Genomic DNA, 25,024 nt, shown 5'->3' on the forward strand with positions numbered 1-25,024 from the left:
CCGCGGCAGTGCCCCCGCCCGCCCGTACCCACACCACCCAGCGACACCGTCACGAGGTGCTTCTCCATGCGTACGCACTCCCGCCGCGCCCTGCTCGGCGCGGGTATCGCCGTCGTCGGCAGCGGTCTGCTGGCCGCCCGTGCCACCGGCGAATTCAGCTCCGGCCCGCACTCCGGCACGGACGGCAGGGACCACGCCCACGGGCCCCACCGCCCCGCCCCGTCCGACTACGTCGCGCCGGACGGCCCGGAGGTCGCCGACGCCGAGCGCAAGCGGAGCCCGGGCCCGGTGCGCGAGTTCACCATGACCGCCACCCCGGCCCGCATCGACCTGGGCGGCCACACCGTCGACACCTGGGCGTACGGCGAGGCACTGCCCGGCAAGGAAGTCCGGGTCACGGCGGGCGACACCCTCGCCCTGACCCTCGCCAACCATCTGCCGCAGTCCACCTCCGTGCACTGGCACGGACTGGCGCTGCGCAACGACATGGACGGGGTCCCCACCCTCACCCAGCGGCCCATCATGCCCGGCGCCTCCTTCCCCTACCGGTTCGCGGTCACCCACCCCGGCACCTACTGGCTGCACCCGCACTCCCGCGTCCAGCAGGACCGCGGGCTGTACGCACCGCTGATCGTCGAGGACCCCAGGGAGCCGCTCTCCTACGACAAGGAATGGGTCGTCGTGCTGGACGACTGGGTCGACGGGGTGGACGGCAGCACCCCCGACAACGTGCTCGCCGAGCTGAACCGGGGCTCCGGCGGTATGTCCGGCCACGGGGGCATGCACAGGGACGAGGGAGAGCACCGCGCGCCCGCCGCCGGCGCCGAGCCCGGCGGCGGCCCGTCGCGGATGCTCACCGGCTCCTACAGCGAGCTGCTGGGCGGCGACGCGGGCGATGTGGACTACCCGTACCACCTCATCAACGGGCGGCTCGCCAAGGACGCGGAGACCTTCCGCGCCAAGCCCGGCGACCGCATCCGGATCCGCTTCCTCAACGCGGGCGCCGACACCGCCTACCGCGTCGCGCTCGGCGGCCACGCCATGACCGTGACGCACGCCGACGGCTTCCCCGTCGAGCACGCCGAGACCGAGGCGCTGCTGCTCGGCATGGGTGAGCGCTATGACGTCCTGGTCACCGCCAAGGACGGCGTCTTCCCGCTGGCCGCGCTCGCCGAGGGCAAGAAGCACACGTGCCGGGCCGTGCTGCGCACCGGCAGCGGCGAGGCCCCCGGGGAGTCCGCCCGGCCCGGGGAGCTGGACGGCCGGCTGCTGTCCGCCTACCGGCTCCGGGCGGCCGAGAGCGCACGGGCGGCGTCCCGCCGCCCCGACCGCACCGTCGAGCTGACGCTCACCGGCTCCATGAAGAAGTTCGACTGGGCGATCAACGGGAAGCAGTACTCACCGTCGCAGCGGAACCCGATCCGGGCCGGTGAGCGGGTGCGGCTCGCCGTCCGCAACCACACCCGGATGTGGCACCCCGTGCACATCCACGGGCACCACTTCGCGCTGCCGAACGGCGGGCCCCGCAAGGACAGCGCGATCGTGCTGCCGGGCCGCAGCCTCGATGTCGACTTCGACGCCGACAACCCCGGGCTGTGGATGGTCCACTGCCACAACGTCTATCACTCGGAGTCGGGGATGATGACGGTGCTCGGGTACCTCAAGGATTAGGGCCCGGCCGACGGGGCGGGCGGGGGCCGGCCGACGCCGCCCGTCACCCGTCCGCTCCGCCGCCGGCTCCGCTCCACCCCCATTGCGTCAGAAAGACGATTAGACTGGCGGGGTGCCTCAACTCCGTCTCGCCCTCAATCAGATCGATTCCTGTGTCGGCGACCTCGACCGGAACGCCGAGACGATCCTGCGCTGGACCCGGCACGCCGCCGGCCAGGGCGCCCACCTCGTCGCGTTCCCCGAGATGGCGCTGACCGGCTACCCCGTCGAGGACCTCGCGCTGCGCCACTCCTTCGTCGAGGCGAGCCGCGCCGCGCTGCGGGCACTGGCCGCCCGGCTGGACGGGCAGGGCCTCGGTGAGCTGCCGGTGATCGTCGGCTATCTCGACCGGGGTGCGCAGGCCACCCCGCGCTACGGCCGCCCCGCGGGCGCCCCGCAGAACGCCGCCGCCGTGCTGCACCGCGGCGAGGTCGCGCTGACCTTCGCCAAGCACCACCTGCCCAACTACGGCGTCTTCGACGAGTTCCGCTACTTCGTCCCCGGCGACACGCTGCCCGTCGTACGGGTGCACGGGGTGGATGTCGCGCTGGCCATCTGCGAGGACCTGTGGCAGGACGGCGGGCGGGTGCCGGCGGCGCGCAGCGCGGGCGCCGGGCTGCTGGTGTCGGTCAACGCCTCGCCGTACGAGCGGGACAAGGACGACACCCGGCTGGAGCTGGTCCGCCGGCGGGCCCGGGAGGCCGGCTGCACCACCGCCTATCTGGCGATGATCGGCGGGCAGGACGAGCTGGTCTTCGACGGCGACTCGATCGTGGTCGACAAGGAGGGCGGGGTGATCGCGCGGGCGCCGCAGTTCGCGGAGGGCTGTGTGCTGGTCGATCTGGACCTGCCGGCCGCGGCGCCCGAGCCCCCCTCGGGCGTCCTGGACGACGGGCTGCGCGTCACCCACGTCACCCTCTCCCCCGACCCGCTGCCGCCCTACCTTCCCGAGACCCCCGGCGGCCGGGCCGAGCGCCTCACCGACCTGGAGGAGATCTACACCGCGCTGGTCGTCGGCCTGCGCGCCTATGTCGCCAAGAACGGCTTCCGCAGTGTGGTGCTCGGGCTCTCCGGCGGGATCGACTCCGCACTGGTCGCCGCCCTGGCCTGTGACGCGCTGGGGGCGGGCCAGGTGCATGCGGTGGCGATGCCGTCCCGCTATTCGTCGGAGCACTCCCTCACCGACGCCGCCGAACTCGCCCGCCGTACGGGCCTGAACTTCCGTACGGTGCCGATCGGCCCGATGTTCGACGCCTACATGGCCGCGCTGCCGCTGACCGGTCTGGCCGAGGAGAATCTCCAGTCGCGTCTGCGGGGCACCACGCTGATGGCCATCTCCAACCAGGAGGGCCACCTGGTCCTCGCCCCCGGCAACAAGTCCGAGCTGGCCTGCGGCTATTCGACCCTCTACGGCGACTCGGTGGGCGGCTACGGCCCCATCAAGGACGTCTACAAATCCGTCGTCTACCAGCTGGCCCGCTGGCGCAACCAGGCCGCCGCCGACCGCGGCCAGACCCCGCCGATCCCGGAGCACACCCTCAGCAAGCCCCCGAGCGCCGAACTCCGCCCCGGCCAGGTCGACACCGACTCGCTCCCCGACTACGACGTCCTGGACCGCGTCCTGGAGCTGTATGTCGACCGCGACCACGGCCGGGAGGAGATCGTCGGCCAGGGCTTCGACGCCGAGCTGGTGACGCGGGTGCTGCGGATGGTCGACCACGCCGAGTACAAGCGCCGCCAGTACCCGCCGGGCCCCAAGATCTCCGCGAAGGGCTTCGGCAAGGACCGCCGGCTGCCGATCACCAACCACTGGCGGGAAGGGGCCTGAGGGGGCGTCAGGGGCGAGGGGGCGTCGCGGTGAGCGGCTGACCGCCCCCGGCCGGCACCCGTGCGCGGTCAGCCGACGCGGTCCCCGGCCGGCACCGCAGCGCCGGTGGCATGCTCCGTCTCCGCCTCCGTCTCCGTCTCCGTCTCGCCGCTGCGGGCCACGATCCGGGACGGGTCCTGGGCGCCGCGGTCCAGGAGACCGGCCACCAGGGCGACGGCCAGGCCGAGGGCCGCCAGCACCGCGCCGACCAGCGTCGGGGAGGTCCAGCCCCAGCCCGCCGCCAGGGCCAGGCCGCCGACCCAGGCGCCGCCGGCGTTGGCGAGGTTGAAGGCGGACTGGTTGGAGGCGGCGGCCAGGGTCGGGGCCTGCTGGGCCTTGTTCATGACCAGCATCTGGAGCGGCGTGGTGGTCAGGAAGCCGACGGCGCCGATGACGACGACCGTGGCCAGTGCGGCCCATTTCACCTGGGCGGTGAAGTGGAACGCGGTCAGGACGAGGGCCAGGGCGGCCAGCGAGCCGTACAGGGTGGGGCGCAGGGCCCGGTCGGTGAGCGGGCCCGCGGCCAGCGCGCCGAGGGTCATCCCGATGCCGAAGAGGGCCAGGGCCAGCGGGACCGAGCCCTCCGCGAAGCCGGTGACCTCGGTCATCATCGACGCGAGGTAGCTGTAGACGGCGAAGATCCCGGCGAAGCCGAAGACGGTGGTGAGCAGGCCGAGCAGCACCTGGCGGTTGCCCAGCGCCCGCAGCTCGCGGCCCAGGCCGGTGTGCTCGTCGGCCGGCAGCGGGGGGATCAGCCGGGCCAGCGCGGCCATCGCGACCAGGCCGACGGCGGCCACGATGAGGAAGGTGGCGCGCCAGCCGAACTGCTGGCCCAGGAGGGTCGCGGCGGGCACCCCGATGATGTTGGCGATGGTCAGCCCGAGGAACATCGTGGCGACCGCGCGGGCCTGGCGGCCCTCTTGCACCAGCCGGGCGGCGACCACCGCGCCCACGCCGAAGAACGCACCGTGCGGCAGGCCGGCCAGCAGCCGGCCGGCGACCAGCAGCCCGAAGGTGGGGGCCAGGGCGGAGGCGAGGTTGCCGACGGTGAAGACCGCCATCAGCCAGACCAGCATCCGCTTGCGCGGGATACGGGAGCCGAGGGCGGTCAGGAGCGGGGCGCCGATGACGACGCCGAGGGCATAGGCGGAGACGAGGTAGCCGGCGGTGGGCACCGAGGTGCCCAGATCGTCCGCGACGTTGGGCAGCAGGCCCATCATCACGAACTCCGTGGTGCCGATACCGAAGGCCGAGATCGCGAGCGCGAGCAGAGCCAAGGGCATGAAAGACCTTTCGGGGTGTTGCGTGCGGGGGCACGCGGACAGCGGACCGTAAGCGATAAGTTCCCTTACGGAACAAAGTCTCTCAGGCTCAGTATTCCGCCCGGAGAACGGGGCGTGACGAACCCGTTTCCGCTCTCCGTCGGCCGCGCGCCCCGCCGTCCGTCAGATCTTCACCGACGCCGCGACCGGAAGGTGGTCACTGCCGGTCGAGGGCAGCACCCAGGCCTTGACCGGGTCCATCCCCTTCATCATGATCTGGTCGATCCGGGCCATCGGGAACGCCGCCGGCCAGCTGAAGCCGAAGCCGTCACCCGCGGCGCCCTGGGCGGAGCGCATCTGGGAGGTGACCGGGGCCAGCGAGCGGTCGTTCATGGTGCCGTTGAGATCGCCGAGCAGCACGGCCTTCTTCACCGGGTCGGCGGCGATCGCCTCGCCCAGCGCCGCGACACTGGCGTCGCGCCGGTTGGCGGTGAAGCCCTTCGCGGCGTTGACCCGCACCGACGGCAGGTGGGCGACGTACACCGCGACCTGCTGGCCGTCGGCGGCGGTGACGGTGGCGCGCAGCGCGCGGTTCCACCCCATCTTGGTGTCCACCGGCCGGGTGTCGGTCAGCGGACGCTTGCTCCACAGACCGACCGTGCCCTCGATCGTGTGGTACGGATACGCCTTCGCCAGCCCCTGACGGTACGTCGACAGGGCGTTGCCGGAGAGCTCCTCCAGGGCCACCACATCGGCGCCGGACGCCACGAGGTCCTTGGCGGTGCCCGCCGGATCGGGGTTGGCCACATTGACGTTGTGCGTGAGGACGGTGAGATTGCCGCCCTCACCGGCCTTGTCGGTGACCTGGCCGCCGAAGAGGTTGACCCACACGAAGACCGGCAGCACCAGGGCGACCAGCGCGCTCGCCGAGCGGCGCAGCACCGCGGCGATGAGCAGCAGCGGGATACCCAGCCCCACCCACGGCAGGAAGGTCTCCAGCAGACTGCCCCAGTTTCCGGGGGTGTTGGGCACCTCCGCGTGCAGAATCATCAGCAGCCCGAGCAGGATGGCCAGCACCGCGAGCACCAGGCCGCGCCGCCAGGTGCCCTCGGGGCGCCACCAGTTCCGCAGGCGTTCGGCCCGGGAACCGGCCTGCCCGGGGGTGTGCCCCTGTCCCGGCTCCGTCATATATGCCTGCGCCATGTCGCTGTCCTCACTACCTTGCGTCGCTGCGCCTCACCTGGATCTCCGACCCTAGGCGATGGTCCGTAATGGGCTTTCTTAGAAGTGAGGACGGCCCCGTGACGGGTCCGGGTTCCGGCCCCGGGGGTTGTGACCTCGGCTGTGACAGAACGGGCATGATCCGGTCATACGGCGGAGCTTCGGGCGGTCTCCCCCCAGCGGGCCCTCGCCTGTTCACCAGTGGTTCCCCGGCCGTTCCGACGGGAGCTGACGGGGCGTACAACCCGGCACGGGTGCCGGGGCGTTCAGCCCGCCGGGTGCGCCGTCGGCCGTACGCCTTCCAGCACCGTGTCGACGATATCCGCCGAGAGGCCCTCGGGCAGTTCCTTCCACTCATGGAGGAGCGCGCGGGACAGCATCGGGCCGACGAAGAGATCCGCGAGCATCTCCAGATCGCGGTCGGCCCGGATCTCACCGCTCGCCACCCCGCGCCGCAGCACCCCGAGCAGCGCCTCACGGCGGGCCCGTACCACCGTGTCGTGATATTCCGCCCACAGCTCCGGCTGCGTCTGCACATGACTGACGAGAGTGCGCAGCAGCGCGGAGCCGCGCTTGGCGAGTCCGCGGCGGCGCAGGAACTCCAGCAGGGCGACCAGATCGTCGCGCACGGAGTCCCCGCCCGGCGGCGGGCCGGGAACGTCCAGGGACCGCATCACATCGAGCAGCAGAGCGCTCTTGCCGGACCAGCGGCGGTAGACCGTGGCCTTGCCGACACCCGCCGCGCGGGCGATGCCCTCCATGGACAACTCACCTATGGAGGCCCCGTCCTCGATCAGACGCAGTACGGCCTCGATGATGGCGGAGTCGGCGGCGGCGCTGCGCGGCCGGCCGCGGCCCGCGGGGGCCGCCGGGCCCGGCCGCCCCCCGGCTGCCGCGCCCTCGGGGTCCTCCGCCGCCCGGCTCATCTCTCCGCGCCCGCCTTCCGCTCTTCCAGGGGCTCCGCCGCCTGCGGCGCCGGCCCCATTTTGCCCGGCAGGAACAGCACGCTCACCAGCGCCCCGACCAGCGCGACGGCGGCCGAACCGAGCGCGGTGACATGCATGGCGTGGATGAAGGCGTCATCGGCCGCGGCGGCCAGCGGCCGGCCGGCCGGGCCCATCCGGTCCGCGAGACCGAGGGTCGCCTCGATGGATTCGCCGGCCGCGTGCCGGGCGGCGGCCGGCAGTCCCGGCACCGCGTCGAGGGTGTCCTCGATGCCGTCGCGGTAGCTCGTCGACAGCAGCGAGCCGAGGACCGCGACGCCCAGGGTGCCGCCGACCTGCCGGAAGACATTGTTGAGCGCCGAGGCGGAGCCGGCCTTCTCCCGTGGCAGCGACTGCATGACCGCGACGGTGGCCGGCGGCATGATGTGCGCCATCCCGGCGCCCTGGAGGAAGAGCAGCGCCTCCATGATCCAGATCGGGGTCTCCTCGTTCAGCAGTAGCAGGCCCAGCATGGTGTCGGCCACCACGAGCATGCTGAAGGTGCACACCGCGCGGGCGCCGTAGCGGTCCACCGCGAGCCGGGCCCGCGATGCGAAGAGCAACTGGGCGGCGGCCAGCGGCAGGAACAGCAGCCCGGCCTGGAGCGGGCTGAAGCCGCGCACGCTCTGGATGTAGAAGACGGCGAAGAACGAGACCCCCATCAGCGCGAAGAAGACCAGCGCGATGGCGGCGATGGCGGCCGAGAAGGCGGGCGTACGGAAGTAACTGATGTCGATGGACGGATGGCTGCTGCGCTTCTGGTGCAGCACGAAGACGGTCAGCACCACCAGTCCGCCGACGACCGTGCCGACCACCTGCGGGTCGGAGAAGTCGGCGAGCTGACCGCCCTTGATGATGCCGAAGACCAGCAGGACCAGCCCGACGACCGACAGCAGCACCCCGAACGGGTCCATCCGGCCCGGGTGCGGGTCCCTGGAGTCGGGCACCAGGACCACCATCGCGACCAGCGAGAGCAGCACGATCGGCGCGTTGATCATGAAGACCGAGCCCCACCAGAAGTGGTCCAGCAGCAGCCCGCCGGCGATCGGGCCGACCGCGATGGCGATGCCCACCCCGCCCGCCCAGATACCGATCGCCCGGGGCTGCTCGTCCCGCTCGAAGACGTTCATCAGGATGGCGAGGGTGGCCGGCATGACGAAGGCGCCGCCCAGGCCCATCACGGCCCGGAAGGTGATCAGCTCGGCGGGCGAGCCGGAGACCCCGGCCAGCACCGACCCGGCGCCGAAGACGGCCAGCCCGAAGAGCAGGATTTTCTTACGGCCGACACGGTCGCCGAGCAGACCCGCGGTGAACAGCAGACCGGCGAAGACCAGGGTGTAGGAGTTGATCGCCCACTCCAGCTCGCTCTGCGTGGCGCCGAGGCCGGCGGGGGCCGGGGTGGCGATCGTCTTCATGGCGACGTTGAGGATCGAGTTGTCCAGCACCACGATCAGCAGGCTGAGCATGAGGGTGGACAGGATCGCCCAGCGGCGGCGGTGGATGCGGTCCGGGACCTGGCGGGCCGGCGGTGCGTCCGGGGCGGGGGGTGAGGTGGCCATGCCGGGCACCATACGGCTTCCGATACGGACCCGTTCCGTATTGGAGCCAGGTGCGGGCGCGTCCCCTCCTCCGGGTGAACGGACCGGCTTGCGCCCGCTCCCTTTTCCTTTGTGCGCGGGCCGTGCCAGCATGGAGGGGAGTCCGGGGACACCGTCAGGGTGCCTCGAGATGATGAACAGGAGCCGTCACCATGACGCAGCTTTCGCCTGCCCAGAAGCCGGTCGACAAGTCGCTCTACGGAGGCACCGGATCGCGCCGGGTCACCGTCCGCGATATCGCCGCCGCCAAGGAGCGCGGCGAGAAGTGGCCGATGCTCACCGCCTACGACGCGATGACCGCCTCGGTCTTCGACGAGGCCGGGATCCCCGTCCTGCTCGTCGGCGACTCGATGGGCAACTGCCATCTCGGCTACGAATCCACCGTGCCGGTCACCATGGACGAGATCACCCTGCTCTCCGCGGCGGTCGTCCGGGGCACCAAGCGCGCGCTGGTCATCGGCGACCTGCCGTTCGGCGCGTACCAGGAAGGGCCGGTGCAGGCGCTGCGCAGCGCCACCCGGCTGGTGAAGGAAGCCGGTGTGGGCGCCGTCAAGCTGGAGGGCGGTGAGCGCTCCGCCGAGCAGGTGGAACTGCTGGTCTCCGCCGGCATCCCCGTCATGGCGCACGTCGGCCTGACCCCGCAGTCCGTCAACGCCTTCGGCGGCTACCCCGTCCAGGGCCGCGGCGAAGAGGCCGCCCAGCAGCTGCTGCGCGACGCCAAGGCGGTACAGGACGCCGGTGCCTTCGCGGTCGTCCTGGAGGCGGTACCGGCCGAGCTGGCCGCCGAGGTCACCCGTTCGCTCTACATCCCGACCGTCGGCATCGGCGCCGGCCTGGACTGCGACGCGCAGGTCCTGGTGTGGACCGACATGGCCGGCATGACCGCCGGCCGCGTCCCGAAGTTCGTCAAGCAGTACCTGGACCTGCGGGCGCTGCTCGGCGGGGCGGCCAAGGCGTTCGCGGAGGACGTCGTGGGGGGTTCCTTTCCGGGCGAAGCCCATACGTTCCACTAAGGCGGCCCCACGTTTTCGGCTTTCCCGCCGTGGGTGTTTCTCGCCGTTGCGCCTGCGGCGGGCCAGGTGATTTGTGGGTGCGGTGACGGACCTCCGGGGCCTGGTGTGTGGACTGCTTCGCTTTACGTCCACACACCAGGCCCCTCCGGCCCGTCCCCTCCCGTTGGGAGAGTGAGTGCAGGTAGGTGGGGGCTGGCCACTCGTAGCCAGTTCACTGCGAACGACAAGGCGCACCGGACCACCAACATGCACCCCCACCGACCGTCTTTCCCACCCCTCAACGGGAGGGGACGGGTCGGAGCGGGTGGGGGTTTCCGGACGTAAAGCGAAGCAGTCCGGAAACCCCCACCCGCGCAGGCCCGTCACCGCACCCCGACAGCCCCGCGCAGCGGACCCGCCCGCCGCCAGGCGCAACGGCGAGCAAGCCGAAAACGTCGGCCAGGGCAAAGCGCAGCGAAACGGCGAGGTCCCACACGACGGGACAGCCGACAACGTGGGAAGGCCCTGTCGGAGACATATCGGCAAGGTGTCGGTGGCCGCTGGCACCTTGTTCACATGACGCGACAGACGATATCCGCCAAGGGCGGCAACGCCGTGGAGGTGCGCGGGCTGGTCAAGCACTTCGGCGCGGTGAAGGCCGTTGACGGGGTGGACCTGAACGTGAAGGAAGGCACCGTGCTCGGGGTGCTCGGCCCCAACGGTGCCGGGAAGACGACGCTGGTGCGCTGCCTGTCCACCCTCGTGGTGCCGGACGCCGGCCGCGCGGTGGTGGCCGGGTTCGATGTGGTGCGCCAGCCGCGCGCGCTGCGCCGCACGATCGGCCTGACCGGGCAGTACGCCTCGGTCGACGAGAAGCTCTCCGGCTGGGAGAACCTTTACATGATCGGGCGGCTGCTCGATCTGTCCCGCAAGGACGCCCGCCGGCGCGCGGACGAGATGCTGGAGCGGTTCTCGCTGACCGATGCCGCAAAGCGGCCCGCCGCCAAGTACTCCGGCGGTATGCGCCGCCGGCTCGACCTGGCCGCTTCGATGATCGGCCGGCCGGCGGTGCTCTTCCTGGACGAGCCGACCACCGGGCTGGACCCCCGTACCCGTAACGAGGTCTGGGAGGAGGTCCAGCGGATGGTGCGCGAGGGCGCGACGGTGCTGCTGACCACCCAGTACATGGAAGAGGCCGAGCAGCTGGCGAACGAGCTGACGGTGATCGACCGCGGCCGGGTGATCGCCGAGGGCCGGGTCGACGAGCTGAAGGCGAAGGTCGGCGGGCGGACGCTGCAGATCCGGCCGTCGGACGACAGCGAGCTCGGCCGGATGGTCACCGCCATCGAGCAGGCCGGACTGGACGGCATCGCGGGCGCCACCGCTGACCACCACGGGGGTGTGGTCAACGTGCCGATCATCAGCGATGAGCAGCTGACCGAGGTGGTCGGTCTGCTCAGCCGGCAGGGCTTCACGCTCGCCGGGATCAGCACCCATCTGCCCAGCCTGGACGAGGTGTTCCTGGCCATCACCGGCCAGAAGACCTCCCGGGCCGACATATCCGAGGACGACATGGACCAGCAGTACGCGGAGGTGTCGGCATGACTGCCGCGACGATGACGGCGCCGCTCGCCAAGCCCGGCGCCGACGAGGGCCGGATCGGGCTCCGCGCCAATCTGCGGCACATCGGCGCCCTGGTGCGCCGCAACGCCCTCCAGATCAAGCAGGACCCGGAGTCGATGTTCGACGTCCTGCTGATGCCGGTCATTTTCATCCTGCTGTTCACCTACGTCTTCGGTGGCGCCATCGCCGGCAAGGACAACCAGCAGGAATACATTCAGCGCCTGGTGCCCGGCATGATGGCGATGATGGGCATGAACATCGCCATGGCGGTGGGCACGGGCGTCAACGAGGACTTCCGCAAGGGGGTGATGGACCGTTTCCGGACGATGCCCATCGCCCGGTCCTCGGTCCTGATAGCCAAGATCGTCGTCGAGATCGGCCGGATGCTGGTCGCCACCGCGATCCTGCTCGGCATGGGCTTTCTGCTGGGCCTGGAAATCCGCGGCAGCATAGTGGAGTTCGCCGGGGCGATCGCGCTGTCCACGGTCTTCGGTGCGGCCCTGATGTGGATCTTCATCCTGCTGGGGCTCGCCGTGAAGACCCCGCAAGCGGTCCAGGGCATGGCGATGGTGGTGCTGATGCCGCTCCAGTTCGGCTCGTCGATCTTCGCGCCGCCGACGTCGATGCCCGGCTGGCTGGAGGGCTTCACCAAGGTCAATCCGGTCTCCAACCTGGCGGACGCGGCCCGTGCACTGGTCAACGGCGAGGGCGCGGTGGCCCACCCGACGCTGGTCACGCTCGGCTGGGCGGTCGCCATCACGGCGGTCACCATGCCGCTCGCGGTGCGGAAGTTCCGCACGAAGACCTGACGCGCGTCCCGCGGGGGACCTCCCCGCGGGACGGCCCTTCGCCCGGCTCGCGTCAGATGAGGGCGGTGGCCTCCCCGAGCGAGAGGCCACTGCCTTCGGCGTACGCCCGGGCATACGCCGAATCGCCCAGCAGTGCCCGCGCCGCCGCCTCGGTACGGGCCCGGTCCCGGCGGATGATCCGCGGCGGCACCTGGCCGTCCGCCCGCAGCGCGTCGTACGCACCCACCAGACGCGCCGCGTCCCCACCCGCCGCATAGCCGCGTTCGGCCATCAACACCCGTGCACCGGTGAGGAGTTGTACCACCGGAAGGTCCGGTGCGACCATCCGCGCCATGGAGTCCTGCATCAGCTCCATGGCCTGCCGGAACCTCGGCAGCAGTCCCTCCCGGTGCCCCTCGTCCACATCCAGCGAGATCAGCAGGGCCTGGAGCATCCCGGCGAACAGGTCGGGGGCGCGCGGGCTGAACAGCTCATGGACGCGGCTGAGTTCGGCCCGAGCCTCCTGGAAGCGCCCCGTCGCCGTCAGCCACGTCGCGAGGGTCAGCCGCGCGAACGGCTCGGTGTCCCGGCCGCTGTTGCCCTTCGCGGCGTCGGCCAGCACCTCGCGCAGCATCCGCTCCCCGGCCTCCGCCTGGCCGTCCTCGATCAGCACCGCACCCAGCCGGCAGCGCAGCAGCAGGATCTGGCCGTGTGCGCCCAGATCCTCGGCATGCACCATCGCCGCCCGGTAGTCGTCCGCCGCCGCCCCGTACGCACCTCGCTTCTCATGGCTCTCGCCGCGCCCCGACAGCGCCTCGGCCGCGCCCCAGGCGTCACCGATCCGGAGGAAGAGCCGCAGCGCCTCGTCGGCATCACGGGCCGCCTGCCCCAGCCCGCCGGGATGGTCGTTGAAGACCTTGGAGCGCAGCTGGAGGATGTAGCCCAGCTCCCACTCGTAGCCGAAGTCGCGGCAGGCCCGCACCGCGCCGTCGACCAGCTCCGCCAGCTCGTCGACCCGCCCGGTGACCACCACCGCGTAGAACCACATCGCGCCGGGCACCTTGCAGGTCTGCGGCATGCCGGTGCGGTAGGCGGTGAGCATCCCCGCCAGCTCCTCCTTCAGCACCGGATCGCGCAGTGCCGCGATATCGCTGTCCATGCTGGCGAGCGCGACCAGCCGGACCTCACGGCGGGCCTCCAGCAGCTGCTCGGGAGCCATCGGCGGCGGTCTGTCGATGGGGCTCTCGTGCAGGTCGGGGGCGGGTTCGGCAGGCGCGGCAAAGGGGTTGGGGCCGAGGGCTGCGGCCGCGGTCGCCCAGTGCCGGGCATCGCTGCGGTGGTCCCGCAGCGACCAGAACCACTGGAGGGACAGCACCAGGCACAGCGCCTCGTGCTCGTCCCCGGCGGCCAGGGCGCGGCGCAGCGCGGTCCGCAGATTGTCGTGCTCCAGCTCCAGCCGCTCCATACCGGCGCGCTGGCCGGGCCCGCGCAGCAACGGGTCGGTGGTACGGGCCAGTTCGCGGTAGGCGACGAGGTGGCGGCGCTCGGCACCGGCGCGCTCCCCCGCCTCGTCCAGCCGCTCGCCGGCGTACTCCCCCACCGTCTCCAGCAGCCGGTAGCGCATCTCCCCGCCGCCGCCGTCCTCACCGGCCGGCGCCGCCACCACCAGCGACTTGTCGATCAGCGAGCCGAGCAGCCCGGCCACCTCGCGTCCGTCGACCCCGTCACCCGCGCACACCTCCTCCGCGGCGGCCAGATCACACCCGCCGGCAAAGACGGACAGCCGCCGCAGCACGGCCCGTTCGGGCTCATCGGTCAGTTCCCAGGACCAGTCCACGACGGCGCGCAGCGTCTGCTGCCGGGGCAGCAACGTCCGGCTGCCGCTGGTCAGCAGCCGGAACCGGTCGTCGAGGCGGTCGGCCAGCTGCCGCGGCGAGAGCATCCGCAGCCGGGCGGCGGCGAGTTCGATGGCGAGCGGCAGCCCGTCCAGCCGACGGCAGATCTCGGCGCAGGCCGCCCGGTCGTCCTCGATCCGGAAGCCGGGGCGGGCGGCGGCCCCGCGGTCGGCGAGCAGCCGCAGCGCGACCGGGTCGGGCAGTGGCTCGACCGGCCGCAGCACCTCGCCCGGTACGGCCAGCGGCTCCCGGCTGGTGGCCAGCACCGTCACCCCGGGGCAGTCGGCCAGCAGCCGCTCGGCGAGCCCGGCCGCGGCGTCGATCACATGCTCACAGTTGTCGAGGACGAGCAGCATCCGGCGTCCCGCGCAGTGCTCGGCGAGCCGGGCGAGCGGGTCCAGCGCCGTCGGGTCGGCGGCGGCGCGCAGCCCCTCCGCGGTGGTGCCGCGGACGACGGTCTCGCGGGCGCCGAGCGCGGTCAGCACCGCCTCGGGCACGGTCTGCGGATCGTCCACCGGCGCCAGCTCGGCCAGCCATACGCCGTGCGGCCAGGCCTCCGGCGAGGCGGCCGCGGCGGTCTCGGCGCCCTCCTGCGACAGCCGGGTCTTCCCGGCGCCACCGGGGCCCAGCAGCGTCACCAGCCGGTGCGCGGCCAGACCGTCGCGGATCGCCGCCAGATCGGCGTCCCGCCCGACGAAGGAGGTGAGCCGGGGCCGGAGGTTGCCGGGGCGGGGGTGCGGGTGCGGGTGGGGGTGCGGGTGGGGGTGCGGGTGCGGGTGGGGGGCCCTGGGGTGGTCGGTGGTCGCGGTGTCGGGGTTCCCGGTGTGGTGGGTCTCGGTGTGGTGGGTCTCGGTGTGGTGGTGCCCGGAATTGTGGGGCCCTGTGCTGTGGTTCCCGGTGCCGTGGGGCCCGGGTTGGGGGGTTCCGATGCCGTACGCGGTGGCGGTGCCGGTGCCGTACGACGTGGTCGTGCCGTACGAAGGGGTCGTGCCGTACGACGTGCCGAGGCCCGCGCCATGCGGGGCGGGGCCGGTGGGTGCGGGGGCCGGAGCGCCGGATATCAGCGGCGGCGGGGGGTTCGTCGGCGGATGCGATGGCGGGGGCCGGAGCAGCTCCGCGTGCAGGGTGCGCAGTTCCGGGCCCGGGTCGGCGCCGAGGCGGTCGGCGAGGCCGATGCGTATCTCCTCGTAGGCCGCCAGAGCCTCCGCGGTGCGGCCGGCGGCGCGCAGGGCGTGCAGCCGCAGGGCCTGGAGGGGCTCGTCGAGGGGGTGGTCCGCGCACAGCGCGAGGAGGGTGGGCAGCGCCTGGGCGGCCCGGCCGAGGGCGAGATCGGCGGCGAGGCGGGTGCACTGGGCGTCCAGCCGGCGGCGCTCGGCACGGGCCACCTCGACACCCGCGTCCGGGAGATCGGCGAGGACCGGGCCGCGCCAGAGCGCCAGGGCGTCATCGAGCAGGGCGGCGGCCCGGGCCGGATCCGCGTCGGCCAGCGCCCGGCCGCCCTCCGCCGCGAGGCGTTCGAAGCGGTGCAGATCGACGGCGTCGGGCTCGGCGCACAGCCGGTAGCCGCCGTCCACCGAAGCGATCTCGGCATGGCCCAGGGCGCGGCGCAGCCGGCCGACCAGTGCCTGGAGTGCACCGGCCGCGTCGGCGGGCGGGTCCGCGCCCCAGATGTCGCCGATCAGCAACTCCGGGGACAGCGCCCGGCCGGGTCGCAGCGCGAGGGCGGCGAGCAGCGCGCGCAGGCGTGCGCCACCGAGCGCGACGGGGGTGCCGTCGGCCCGTCCTGCCTGGGTGGTGCCGAGAATTCCGTAATGCACCGGCCCATTGTCGTGCAAGGCGGAAGCCGGCAGGTATCGCCTTTCGTTTTCGGGGCACGGGGACCGGGAGGAGGGGCCCGCGGACGCAGCAGTTCCGCGGGGGCCGTGCGCCGCGCGCCCTGCCGCGGTTACGGTCATGGCTGCCCCTCACCAGAACCCGGGAGCCCGCACCATGACCACAGCAATCCGGCGCGCCGACCGTCGCGTCAGCCCGGTCTTCCTCGCGCTTGCCGCCGTCATGGCGGTGTCGGGGTGGGCCGTGTGGAGCGGGACGCTCGGGGACTACACCGGCGTCGCGGTGTTCTCCTTCGTGGTGTCCGGCTGGGTGGTCTCGCTGTGTCTGCACGAGTACGCCCACGCGCGCACCGCGCTGCACAGCGGCGACATCTCGGTGGAGGCGAAGGGCTATCTCACCCTGAACCCGCTGAAATACACCCATGCGCTGCTGAGCATCGTGCTGCCGGTGATTTTCGTGATCATGGGCGGGATCGGACTGCCGGGCGGTGCGGTGTTCATCGAGCGCGGCCGGATCAAGGGGCGCTGGCGGCACAGCCTGATCTCGGCGGCCGGGCCGCTGACGAACATCCTGTTCGCGGCGGTGTGCACGGCGCCGTTCTGGCTGCATGCGCTGTCGGGCGTACCGGCCGTGTTCCGCTACGCGCTGGCCTTCCTGGCCCTGCTCCAGGTGACCGCGGCGATCTTGAACTTCCTGCCGGTGCCGGGGCTGGACGGCTACGGCGTGCTCGAACCCTGGCTGTCACGGAAGGTACGGCGGCAGGTGGAGCCGTTCGCGCCGTTCGGACTGCTGGCGGTCTTCGTCTTCCTGTGGGTGCCGGAGGTCAACCGGGTCTTCTTCGACCTGGTCGACGCGATCCTGCGCGGGCTCGGCGTCTCACAGCTGGAGACCTACATCGGCCAGGAGTACTTCCGCTTCTGGCAGGGCGCACCGCAGCTCCCGCAGACCGGCGGCCTGTTCTGACGGGTGGGCGGCGGCAGCGCTGACGGCCAGGCGTCAGGGCGACTGCTCCGGCCGCTCAGCGGGGGCGCCGACGGCTCGGCGTCAGGAGTGACGCTTCCGGCGGCTCGCGGCGGCTGCGCGACGGCACGGGCCGTCGGACGTCAGCCGGCCGCCCCGGACCGCTGGATCTTCGCCTTGCGGAGGTAGAACCACGCCATGTTGCTGGAGATGCCCGCCAGCAGGATCCAGACGACGCCGACGAAGCTGCCCTCCACGAAGGCGACGACCGCCGCGGCCACGGAGAGGACGCACACGGCGAGGGCCATCAGGGCGAGTCGCCGGGCCGGGCCGGGCGGGGGCAAGAGGGACATGGGGGCGGCTCCTGTCGGGAGTGGTCGGACCTCCCCAGTGTCCCCCATGCCCGCGCTTCCCCCGCCCCCTCCCCCTCCTCCCCCTCAGACGTCCGTGACCCGCAGCCCCGCGTGGGCCTTGTAGCGGCGGTTGACCGAGATCAGGTTGGCGACCAGCGACTCGACCTGGTGGGCGTTGCGCAGCCGGCCGGCGAAGACGCCGCGCATACCGGGGATACGGGCGGCCAGCGCCTGCACCACATCGGTGTCGGCGCGGGATTCGCCGAGCACCATCACATCGGTGTCGATCTGCTCGACCTCCGGGTCCTGGAGCAGCACCGCGGACAGATGGTGGAACGCGGCGGTGACCCGGGCCCCGGGCAGCAGGGCCGCGGCCTGCTCGGCGGCGCTGCCCTCCTCCGGCTTGAGCGCGTAGGCGCCCTTCTTGTCGAAGCCGAGCGGGTTGACGCAGTCGATGACGAGCTTGCCGTCCAGCTCGTCGCGGAGCGCCTGGAGGGTCTTGGCATGGCCCTCCCAGGGCACCGCGACGATCACGACATCGCTGCGCCGGGCGCAGTCGGCGTTCTCCGCGCCCTCGATGCCCAGGCCGAGCTCCGCGGCGGCGGTCTCCGCGCGCTCGGCGGCCCGGGAGCCGATGATCACCTTCTGGCCGGCCCTGGCCAGCCGGTAGGCCAGGCCGCGGCCCTGGTCGCCGGTGCCGCCGAGGACGCCGACCACCAGACCGGAGACGTCCGGGAGGTCCCAGGGGTCGCGCTTCAGGGCGGCCTTCGCACGGGTCGCGGCGTTCGGGGACCGGGAAGCGTCAGGAGTAGTCATGACAGCGATACTGTCACGCGCCGACGGCCGGCCGGTCATGCCCTCGACAGCGATCCGGCCCATACCGTCATCCGTCGCTGTGCTCCTTCATGCCCGCACCGTCATCCCTCCTCCCCCCGCCCCCTCACGCCTTCACGCTCCTCTCCGTCAGCCCCGTGCGCCAGTACCGCTGGAGCACCGTCATCAGCACCATCAGCGGCACCACGGACAGGAACGCGCCGCCCACCGTGTACTGGTAGAGCACCGGTTGGCGGTCGGCGTAGCCGGTCCAGGAGGTCAGGCCCAGCTGGATCGGGTAGAGGCCGGAGTCCGAGAGCATCACCAGCGGCAGGAAGTAGTTGTTCCAGATGTGGACGAACTGGAAGAGGAAGACGGTGACCAGCGCGGGGGTCATCAGCCGCAGCCCGAGCCCGCCGAAGATCCGGGCCTCGCCCGCGCCGTCGAGCCGGGCCGCCTCCAGCAGCGAGTCGGGGACCGCGGCGGCCGCGTAGATCCGGCACAGATAGACGCCGAACGGGCTGACCATGCTGGGGATCAGCACCGCCCAGTAGGTGTTGGCCAGGCCGATCGCGCTGAAGAGGAAGTAGAGCGGCAGGGCCAGTGCCGTGCCGGGGATCAGCACCCCGGCGAGCACCACGTTGAACAGCGCCTCCCGGCCGCGGAACGGGAACTTCGCCAGCGCATAGCCGGCCGCGGCGGACAGCAGGGTGGCGCAGACCGCGCCGGCCCCGGCGTAGAAGAGGGAGTTGGCGAACCAGCGGGCGTAGGTGCCGTGGTCGTAGGTGAGGACGTCGACGAGGTACTCGACGGGGCGCGGATGGCCGGAGAACCAGAAGCCGAAGGTGCCGAAGAGGTCGGCGCTGTTCTTGGTGGCGGAGACGGCCAGCCAGTAGACGGGGACGAGGAAGTAGAGCGCGGCGACGGTCAGCAGGGAGGCGGTGATGATCCGGTAGCGGACGGGGGGCCGGGTCATCCGTGCTCCTTCGCGCGTCCGCCGGCCAGCCGCAGAAAGCCGAAGGACAGTACGCACGCCACCAGCGCGAGCAGGACCGCCTCGGCCGCCGCGGCGTGCTGGTTGTTGCCGACGAACGCCTCGCTGTAGGCGTGCAGGTTGGGGGTGAAGCCGGAGTCGATGGCGGAGGCCAGCGGGCGCAGCACCATGGGTTCGGCGAAGAGCTGGAGGGTGCCGATGATGCTGAAGACACCGGTGAGGACCAGCGCCGGCCGGATCAGCGGGAGTTTGATGTGCCGGGCGACCTGCCAGGCGTTCGCCCCGTCGATCCGGGCGGCCTCGTACAACTCCCCCGGTACGGCCTTGAGCTGGGCGATCAGCACCAGCATGTTGTAGCCGGTGAACTGCCAGGTGACGATGTTGGCGATGGACCACAGGACGGTGCCGCGGGAGAGGAAGTCGAGGTCCCAGCCCACGGCACCGGCGATCTTCACCAGCGGGCTGATGCCCGGGACGTACAGGAAGCCCCACAGGATCGAGGCGATCACGCCGGGCACGCCGTACGGCAGGAAGAAGGCGCTGCGGAAGAAGGGGACGGCGCGGGCGCTCGCGCTCTCCAGCAGCAGGGCCAGGGCGGTGGCGAGCACGATCATCAGCGGGATCTGGACGGCGCCGAAGAGCAGCACCCGGCCGAAGCCGGTCAGGAACCGGTCGTCGGCGAGCGCGTGCGCGTAGTTGGCGAGGCCCGCGAACACCTCGCGTTCCTGGCCGCCGAGGCCGAGCGGGCCGGTCCGTTCGGTCGTGAACAGGCTCTGGTGGAGGGCGTAGCCGATGGGGGCGAGGAAGCAGAGGCCGAAGAGGGCGAAGAAGGGCAGCGTGAACGCGGCCGTGGCGCGGGCGTTGCGGGCCCCGGCGCGGGAGGCGCGGCGCCGGGGGCCGCGGCGGTTGCGGCGGGCCGGCCGCGGGGTGACCGCCGCCGGCCGGCTCGGGGTGTCCCGGCTCAGCACCTCCCGGTTCATCCGCTCGCCACCTTCAGACCTTTGCCCTTGAGGTCGGCGAGGGTCTGGCGCTGCACCTTGGTCAGGACCGAGCGGAAGGAGCTGCCGTCGGCGAGCGCGTCGGTGAAGGCGTCGCCGAGCCGCTGGTAGAGGGTGTCCACGCCGGGTCCCCACCGCCAGCTGGTGTCGACATGCGCACCGGCGTCGGCGAAGACCTTGCTGTACGCCTGGCCGCCGAAGAAGTCCTTGTCGACGTCTAGGTCGGTGGTGGCGTAGCCGGTCTTGGCGCTGGGGAAGCCGTAGCCGCCGTCGATCAGCAGCTTGACCGACTCCGGGTCGGTGTTGAGCCAGACGGCGAAGTCGAGGGCGTCCTTGGGGTAGCGGGCCTTGGCGAAGACGGCGGTGGTGGAGCCGCCCCAGTTGGCGAAGGCCTGCTCGCCCGCCTTCCACTGGGGCAGCGGTGCGGCCCGCCACTTGCCCTTGGTGCCGGGCGCGTTGCCGACCAGCAGGGCGTCGCCCCAACTGGCGCCCACCCAGGCGGGGATGGCGCCGGTTTGCAGATCCTTGTACCAGGCGTTCTGCCGGTCCGGAATGGTCTTGACGAGCTTCTGCCGGACCAGGGACTCCCAGTAGTCGGCGACCCGGCGGGTGGGTTCGTCGTCGAGGTGCACGATCCAGGTGTCGCCGTGCGTCCCGTACCACTTGGCGCCGGCCTGCCAGGCGAGGCCGGCGAAGCGGTTGCCGTTGGTGGGCGCGAAGGTCTCGATCCAGGCGCCCTTCCGGCGGACGGCCTTGGCGGCGCTCTCGTACTCGTCCCAGGTCCGCGGGGTCGGCACGTCCCACTTGTCGAACAGGTCCTGGCGCAGGAACAGGCCCATCGGCCCGGAGGCCTGCGGGATGGCGTAGAGGCTCTTGCCGAAGACGGACTGCTGCCACTGCCAGCCGGAGAACTTGCCCTTGTGACGGGCGGCGCCGAGCGGGGCGAGGTCCAGCAGACCGTTGTCGAGGAGGAAGCTGGGGAGGACCGGGAATTCGATCTGGCCGAGGTCGGGCGGGTTGCCGGCCTTGATGGCGGCGTGCATCTTCGCGTACTGCTGGCCGTTGACGGCCGACACCTTCTCGACCGTGACCTGGACGTCCGGGTTCTTGCGGTTCCACAGGTCGACGGGCTTGTCGATGCCCGGCACCCAGGACCAGAAGGTCAGGCTGATCCGCTGGCCCTTCTTGCGCTCCTGGGGCGCCCGGCCGTCGCCGTCGTCGCCGCAGCCGGCGAGCGCGAAGCCGGCGGCGAGGGCGGCCGCCCCGCCCAGGACCGTTCTGCGGTGCAGGGGGTTGCTGGTCATGTCGGCTCCTCCACGGGGATGCGGCGGAAGGTGATCGTCGAGTAGGCGCTGAAATCGCCCGTCTCGTAGCGCAGTCCGACGCTGTCGCGGTCGAGGCGGACGAGGTCGGAGCAGGCGGCCGGGAGCCCGGTGACGGTGTGCGCGGTCCGCCAGGTCAGCCCGCCGTCGCGGCCGGCGCGCAGGGTCATCAGGGCGCGGGCCGACGGGTGCGCCGGCCCGGAGAACAGCAGCCCGCCGCGGTCGCCGAGGGGCAGTGCGCCGCCCTGGACGGCGGGTCCGGTGAGCCCGGCCTGCGGCCGGAGTCGGCGGCCGAGGAGACCCGGCCCTCGGCGAAGGCAAAGAGGTCCCCGGAGCACGCCCGGACCACGGCGGGGATCCGGAAGCTGGTGTACCCCTCGGTCCCGGCCCGGTACGGCACCGATCTCTCGTACGCCATGGGTCACCCCCAATGGGCAAGGACGTAGGATGTCCCTCGTCCTGCGGTGACCATAGGGAGTGCCCAACTGGCCGTCAAGACGGCCCACATGACGCCTTTTCGGGTCGGCAACGGGCACACCGACACGGGGTGACATCCCGGTGAACGGGATCGGCCGGCCCCGCACCGGTGCCCTGGCCGCGCACTGCCGCACGCCGCTGCGTCACTGCTCGGACAGCCGCCGCCGGATGCCGTCGAAGTGCCGGTGTATGGCCTTGACGGCGCGGTCGCCGTCGCCCGCCTCCAGCGCGTCCACGATCTCCTGGTGCTGACGAAAAGTCACCAGCGGGTCGGGCCGGTCGTCGGAGAGGTCCTCCCGCACCCGCCGCAGCGCCGCCCAGAACGCGTCCAGCACCTCGCTCAGCAGATGGTTGCCCAGCGAGCGGTACAGGGCGAGATGGAAGGCCCGGTCGGTGGCGCTCTGCACCTGCCCGCCGCGCGCCTCCTCCGCCATCCGCTGCACCAGCCCCTTGAGGACGGCGAGATCCTCGGCGGGCAGATTCCGGGCGACGGTGCCGATCAGGCCCGCCTCCAGCGCCTCGCGGACCTCCATCAGCTCGTACAGGCTCGACTCGCCCTGGTGGTGGCGGACCGCGGCACGAAAAGCGACGCCCTCGACGAACGGCTCCAGGGTGAGCGGGCCGACGTAGGTGCCGAAGCCGTGCCGGATCTCCACGATGCGCATGGCCTGGAGGGCCTTGAGCGCCTCGCGCACCGAGTTGCGGCTGACGTCGAGCAGGGCGACCAGCTCGGCCTCGGTGGGCAGCGGATCTCCCGGCGTCAGCCGGCCGTTCAGGATCAGCTGCTTGATCTGGGCCTGCACATCCTCGGACATCGTCCCTCGCGCCATGAATCTCCCTCTCCCGCGTCTGCCGTGCCGCCGGCCCTCCGCCACCTGCCCCGCCGTGACCGCTGATCCTTGACCGACCGCCTGTGAACAGGTCTATTGTGCTCGACATAGGACATCCCATGTCCTGTCCGATCGGAGCCCGGAGCCCTCATGGCACTGCCCGCCCCCCTGCACGGCGTCATCCCGCCGGTCTGCACCCCGCTGGACCCGCGCGGCGAGATCGACACCGCCTCCCTGACGCGCCTGGTGAACCACCTCGTCGACGGCGGCGTGCACGGCCTGTTCGCGCTCGGCTCCACCAGCGAGGTCGCCTACCTCACCGACGCCCAGCGCGGCACCGCCCTGGAGGCCGTCATCAAGGCCGCGGACGGCCGGGTCCCGGTGCTCGCCGGGGTCATCGACACCACCACCCCCCGGGTGCTCGACCACGCCCGGACCGCCGCCGCGCTGGGCGCCGACGCCCTGGTGGCCACCGCGCCCTTCTACACCCGCACCCACCCCCGGGAGATCGCCGCCCACTTCCGCCATCTGCGCACGGCCGTGGACCTCCCGCTCTTCGCCTACGACATCCCCGTCGCCGTCCACAGCAAGCTGTCCCCGTCGCTGGTACGGGAGCTGGCCGAGGACGGCACCCTCGCCGGACTCAAGGACAGCAGCGGCGACGAGGGCTCGCTGCGCCGCCTGCTCACCGCGCTCGGCGGCCGCACCGCCCGGCACTCCGGCCCGGCCCCCGGCTTCTCGGTCCTCACCGGTTCCGAACTGACCGTGGACGCCGCCCTGTTGGCAGGCGCCGACGGCGTCGTCCCCGGTATCGGCAACGTCGACCCGGCGGCCTATGTACGCCTCTACGACGCCGCCCGGGCCGGCGACTGGGAGCAGGCCGCCGCCGAACAGGAACGCCTGGTCACCCTCTTCTCCCTGGTCGATGTCGGCCCGGAGAGCGAGATGGGCCGCAGCTCCTCCGCACTGGGCGCGTTCAAGGCGGCGCTGCACCTCCTCGGTGTGATCGACCGGAGCGCCACCGCCTTTCCCCAACGCCCGCTGAGCGACGACGCCGTGGCGGAGGTAGGACGTCGGCTCACGGCAGCGGGACTACTGAAGCCGGGCGGCGCGGCCACCCTCTAGGGATCCACCCGCATCTCAGCGATGCTCTCCGTGTTCTGGTCCCGCACCAGGGCATCGATCGCTTCCGCCTCCTTCTCCTCCTTCTTGAACTGATCCGGCCTGCCCTTGAATTGATGGTCGGCGGACTGGAATCGCGTATACAAAGACGCCATCCTCTCCTTCCTGTTCGCCCTCAGCTTCGATTTCGCCAGCAGCCTCTTCTGCACCTCCGTCACCTTCGACGGGAAGAATCTGATCGTCCGAGCAATCGGCTGGTCGCCGAGCACCATGCGCATCAGACTCTGCGAAGGCAACCTGGTCTGGGTGCACTTAGCACTCCCCGGCGCCTCCGGAGCGATTTCCAGGGAAAACTTTCCGCTACATGTGGCGGACGTCGTCGAGTCGCCGGTATGTGTCAGCGTCGAGAGATGGACAACGAGGCGAACCATGTCCTGCCTGTCGCCCCGCGCATCGAACACAAATGATTTGAACCACTTCTGCCCCGGCATCAGGATGTCGCCGGACTGCATGACATCGTCGAACGTCAAGAGCGTGACGTACTTACCGAGGTGCGTTTGGTTCGCGGTGGCCCCGTCCAGCTTGTCGACCACCTTCTGTGCGGACATTCCTTCGGCCGACTGCATATGGTAGCCGCGCACCGTATACATGGCACCGAGAACATCGGCGGGCGCCGACCCTTCGTTGTGGAGGGTGATTTCTCCCAGCAGGTGCGAGACACCGCGAGAGTGCCCCAGCTCAGAGAGTCGCGAGGTCACACTCACGCGAGGGCTGTCATGGGTCGGCTTGTAGAAGTTCATGTACCAGAACTGGATCACTCCCGCCAAGGGCAGCAAGGCGATGGCCGCCGTTCCGACCTTCGACAGCTCAATGTGATCGAAGGCGAAGGCACGGACGATGACAGCCACCGCAAAAGCGACCAACAAAGACGCGACAACCGTCACCAGCAGGTCCCAGAATTCATCGTGAATGGGACTGTAGATCTCGACCCAGATGGGAATGAAGAGCATGGGAATGGAGGAAGCCTGGGCCACCAGCACGACCGGCTGCCGCCATGCATCCGCCGCCCCGCTTCGGCGATGCTGGTGAAACGTCTTCTTGAGCTCCTGGAAGACGCGCCAGGCAGCGATCCCGTTCAGGATGGCAATCACGATCCGAAGGATCGCAGAAACAACCTGTTCACGCGGATACTTGATCACATCATAGATGGCACTGCCGGAAAACAGCAGGGCTTCGAAGACGAGGACGGCACAGAGCAGCTGCACCCGGCTCCGGGGCGGAAATGCCTTGCTGCAGAGGGACGGAAGGGAATGCCACGCACCTTTCATTCCGCGTGCGGAAGCATTCACCGTGCCTTTCCTCCGGCGTGTGGGAAATGTGGGC

At 71.5% G+C, this 25,024-nt stretch carries 20 protein-coding genes and 1 pseudogene; 8 read left to right on the plus strand and 13 right to left on the minus strand.

Annotation, left to right across the window (positions count from 1 at the left end; genetic code table 11):
* Nucleotides 1-66: 66 nt before the first annotated feature.
* On the plus strand, nt 67-1,671 hold the full coding sequence (locus CP981_RS11285) for a multicopper oxidase family protein (protein ID WP_085928402.1): 1,605 nt from the start codon (nt 67-69) through the stop codon (nt 1,669-1,671).
* 112 nt (nt 1,672-1,783) lie between these two features.
* Complete coding sequence (locus tag CP981_RS11290) at nt 1,784-3,538, plus strand: NAD+ synthase (RefSeq protein WP_085928403.1); 1,755 nt, start codon at nt 1,784-1,786, stop codon at nt 3,536-3,538.
* Between the two features lie 68 nt (nt 3,539-3,606).
* Here the strand turns inward: CP981_RS11290 and CP981_RS11295 are convergent, their stop codons facing one another.
* The 4 genes from CP981_RS11295 to CP981_RS11310 all read right to left on the minus strand — a co-directional run bounded on the left by CP981_RS11295 (nt 3,607) and on the right by CP981_RS11310 (nt 8,602).
* Complete coding sequence (locus CP981_RS11295) at nt 3,607-4,860, minus strand: MFS transporter (protein ID WP_085928404.1); 1,254 nt, start codon at nt 4,858-4,860, stop codon at nt 3,607-3,609.
* A gap of 162 nt (nt 4,861-5,022) precedes the next feature.
* Nucleotides 5,023-6,027: an endonuclease/exonuclease/phosphatase family protein gene (locus CP981_RS11300; protein WP_371874150.1), complete on the minus strand. Its 1,005-nt coding sequence runs from the start codon at nt 6,025-6,027 to the stop codon at nt 5,023-5,025.
* Between the two features lie 299 nt (nt 6,028-6,326).
* Complete coding sequence (locus tag CP981_RS11305; RefSeq protein WP_085928406.1) at nt 6,327-6,986, minus strand: TetR/AcrR family transcriptional regulator; 660 nt, start codon at nt 6,984-6,986, stop codon at nt 6,327-6,329.
* Complete coding sequence (locus CP981_RS11310) at nt 6,983-8,602, minus strand: MFS transporter (RefSeq protein ID WP_085928408.1); 1,620 nt, start codon at nt 8,600-8,602, stop codon at nt 6,983-6,985. The genes CP981_RS11305 and CP981_RS11310 overlap by 4 nt, the downstream gene beginning before the upstream one ends.
* Nucleotides 8,603-8,793: 191 nt before the next feature.
* Here CP981_RS11310 and panB point away from each other — a divergent pair, with 191 nt between their 5' ends.
* The 3 genes from panB (at nt 8,794) to CP981_RS11325 (ending at nt 12,065) form a co-directional block, all read left to right on the plus strand.
* Nucleotides 8,794-9,654 (plus strand): 3-methyl-2-oxobutanoate hydroxymethyltransferase, encoded by an 861-nt coding sequence (panB, locus tag CP981_RS11315; RefSeq protein WP_085928407.1) that lies wholly within the window; start codon nt 8,794-8,796, stop codon nt 9,652-9,654.
* A gap of 555 nt (nt 9,655-10,209) precedes the next feature.
* Nucleotides 10,210-11,238: an ATP-binding cassette domain-containing protein gene (locus tag CP981_RS11320; RefSeq protein ID WP_085928723.1), complete on the plus strand. Its 1,029-nt coding sequence runs from the start codon at nt 10,210-10,212 to the stop codon at nt 11,236-11,238.
* On the plus strand, nt 11,235-12,065 hold the full coding sequence (locus CP981_RS11325) for an ABC transporter permease (protein ID WP_085928724.1): 831 nt from the start codon (nt 11,235-11,237) through the stop codon (nt 12,063-12,065). The genes CP981_RS11320 and CP981_RS11325 overlap by 4 nt, the downstream gene beginning before the upstream one ends.
* A 52-nt stretch (nt 12,066-12,117) precedes the next feature.
* Here CP981_RS11325 and CP981_RS11330 read toward each other — a convergent pair whose 3' ends face one another.
* Nucleotides 12,118-15,756 carry an AfsR/SARP family transcriptional regulator gene (locus CP981_RS11330; protein WP_167536083.1) on the minus strand — a complete coding sequence of 1,213 codons (3,639 nt, stop codon included), beginning with the start codon at nt 15,754-15,756 and terminating at the stop codon, nt 12,118-12,120.
* 172 nt (nt 15,757-15,928) lie between these two features.
* On the opposite strand from CP981_RS11330, the gene CP981_RS11335 reads away from it, so the two are divergent.
* Entirely contained in the window at nt 15,929-16,735 is an 807-nt protein-coding gene (locus tag CP981_RS11335) for a site-2 protease family protein (RefSeq protein ID WP_085928737.1), read from the plus strand.
* 140 nt (nt 16,736-16,875) lie between these two features.
* Here CP981_RS11335 and CP981_RS11340 read toward each other — a convergent pair whose 3' ends face one another.
* From CP981_RS11340 to CP981_RS11365, 6 genes and pseudogenes are all read right to left on the minus strand, one after another.
* Nucleotides 16,876-17,085 carry a hypothetical protein gene (locus CP981_RS11340; RefSeq protein ID WP_042154130.1) on the minus strand — a complete coding sequence of 70 codons (210 nt, stop codon included), beginning with the start codon at nt 17,083-17,085 and terminating at the stop codon, nt 16,876-16,878.
* Between the two features lie 84 nt (nt 17,086-17,169).
* Nucleotides 17,170-17,901, minus strand: coding sequence for an NADPH-dependent F420 reductase (npdG, locus tag CP981_RS11345; protein WP_085928363.1), 732 nt, complete (start codon nt 17,899-17,901; stop codon nt 17,170-17,172).
* Nucleotides 17,902-18,025: 124 nt separating this feature from the next.
* Nucleotides 18,026-18,874, minus strand: coding sequence for a carbohydrate ABC transporter permease (locus CP981_RS11350; protein ID WP_085928342.1), 849 nt, complete (start codon nt 18,872-18,874; stop codon nt 18,026-18,028).
* Entirely contained in the window at nt 18,871-19,872 is a 1,002-nt protein-coding gene (locus CP981_RS11355; RefSeq protein WP_244329616.1) for a carbohydrate ABC transporter permease, read from the minus strand. Before CP981_RS11355 ends, CP981_RS11350 begins: the two co-directional genes overlap by 4 nt.
* On the minus strand, nt 19,869-21,194 hold the full coding sequence (locus CP981_RS11360; RefSeq protein ID WP_085928343.1) for an ABC transporter substrate-binding protein: 1,326 nt from the start codon (nt 21,192-21,194) through the stop codon (nt 19,869-19,871). The genes CP981_RS11355 and CP981_RS11360 overlap by 4 nt, the downstream gene beginning before the upstream one ends.
* A pseudogene (locus tag CP981_RS11365) lies at nt 21,191-21,502 on the minus strand (sialidase family protein); the annotation flags it as partial. The pseudogene CP981_RS11365 and the gene CP981_RS11360, both read right to left, overlap by 4 nt.
* Between CP981_RS11365 and CP981_RS37660 the strand changes: the two are divergent.
* Nucleotides 21,401-21,658 carry a hypothetical protein gene (locus tag CP981_RS37660; RefSeq protein ID WP_167536024.1) on the plus strand — a complete coding sequence of 86 codons (258 nt, stop codon included), beginning with the start codon at nt 21,401-21,403 and terminating at the stop codon, nt 21,656-21,658. The pseudogene CP981_RS11365 and the gene CP981_RS37660 overlap by 102 nt on opposite strands.
* Nucleotides 21,659-21,832: 174 nt before the next feature.
* Here CP981_RS37660 and CP981_RS11370 read toward each other — a convergent pair whose 3' ends face one another.
* Nucleotides 21,833-22,519 (minus strand): FadR/GntR family transcriptional regulator, encoded by a 687-nt coding sequence (locus tag CP981_RS11370; protein ID WP_085928344.1) that lies wholly within the window; start codon nt 22,517-22,519, stop codon nt 21,833-21,835.
* Nucleotides 22,520-22,669: 150 nt separating this feature from the next.
* On the opposite strand from CP981_RS11370, the gene CP981_RS11375 reads away from it, so the two are divergent.
* On the plus strand, nt 22,670-23,644 hold the full coding sequence (locus CP981_RS11375; protein WP_085928345.1) for a dihydrodipicolinate synthase family protein: 975 nt from the start codon (nt 22,670-22,672) through the stop codon (nt 23,642-23,644).
* On the opposite strand, the gene CP981_RS11380 is transcribed toward CP981_RS11375, so the two are convergent.
* Nucleotides 23,641-24,990 carry a hypothetical protein gene (locus CP981_RS11380; RefSeq protein WP_143659072.1) on the minus strand — a complete coding sequence of 450 codons (1,350 nt, stop codon included), beginning with the start codon at nt 24,988-24,990 and terminating at the stop codon, nt 23,641-23,643. The genes CP981_RS11375 and CP981_RS11380 overlap by 4 nt on opposite strands.
* Nucleotides 24,991-25,024: the final 34 nt, after the last annotated feature.

Source organism: Streptomyces platensis (assembly GCF_008704855.1).
In the GTDB taxonomy this organism is placed as follows: domain Bacteria; phylum Actinomycetota; class Actinomycetes; order Streptomycetales; family Streptomycetaceae; genus Streptomyces; species Streptomyces platensis.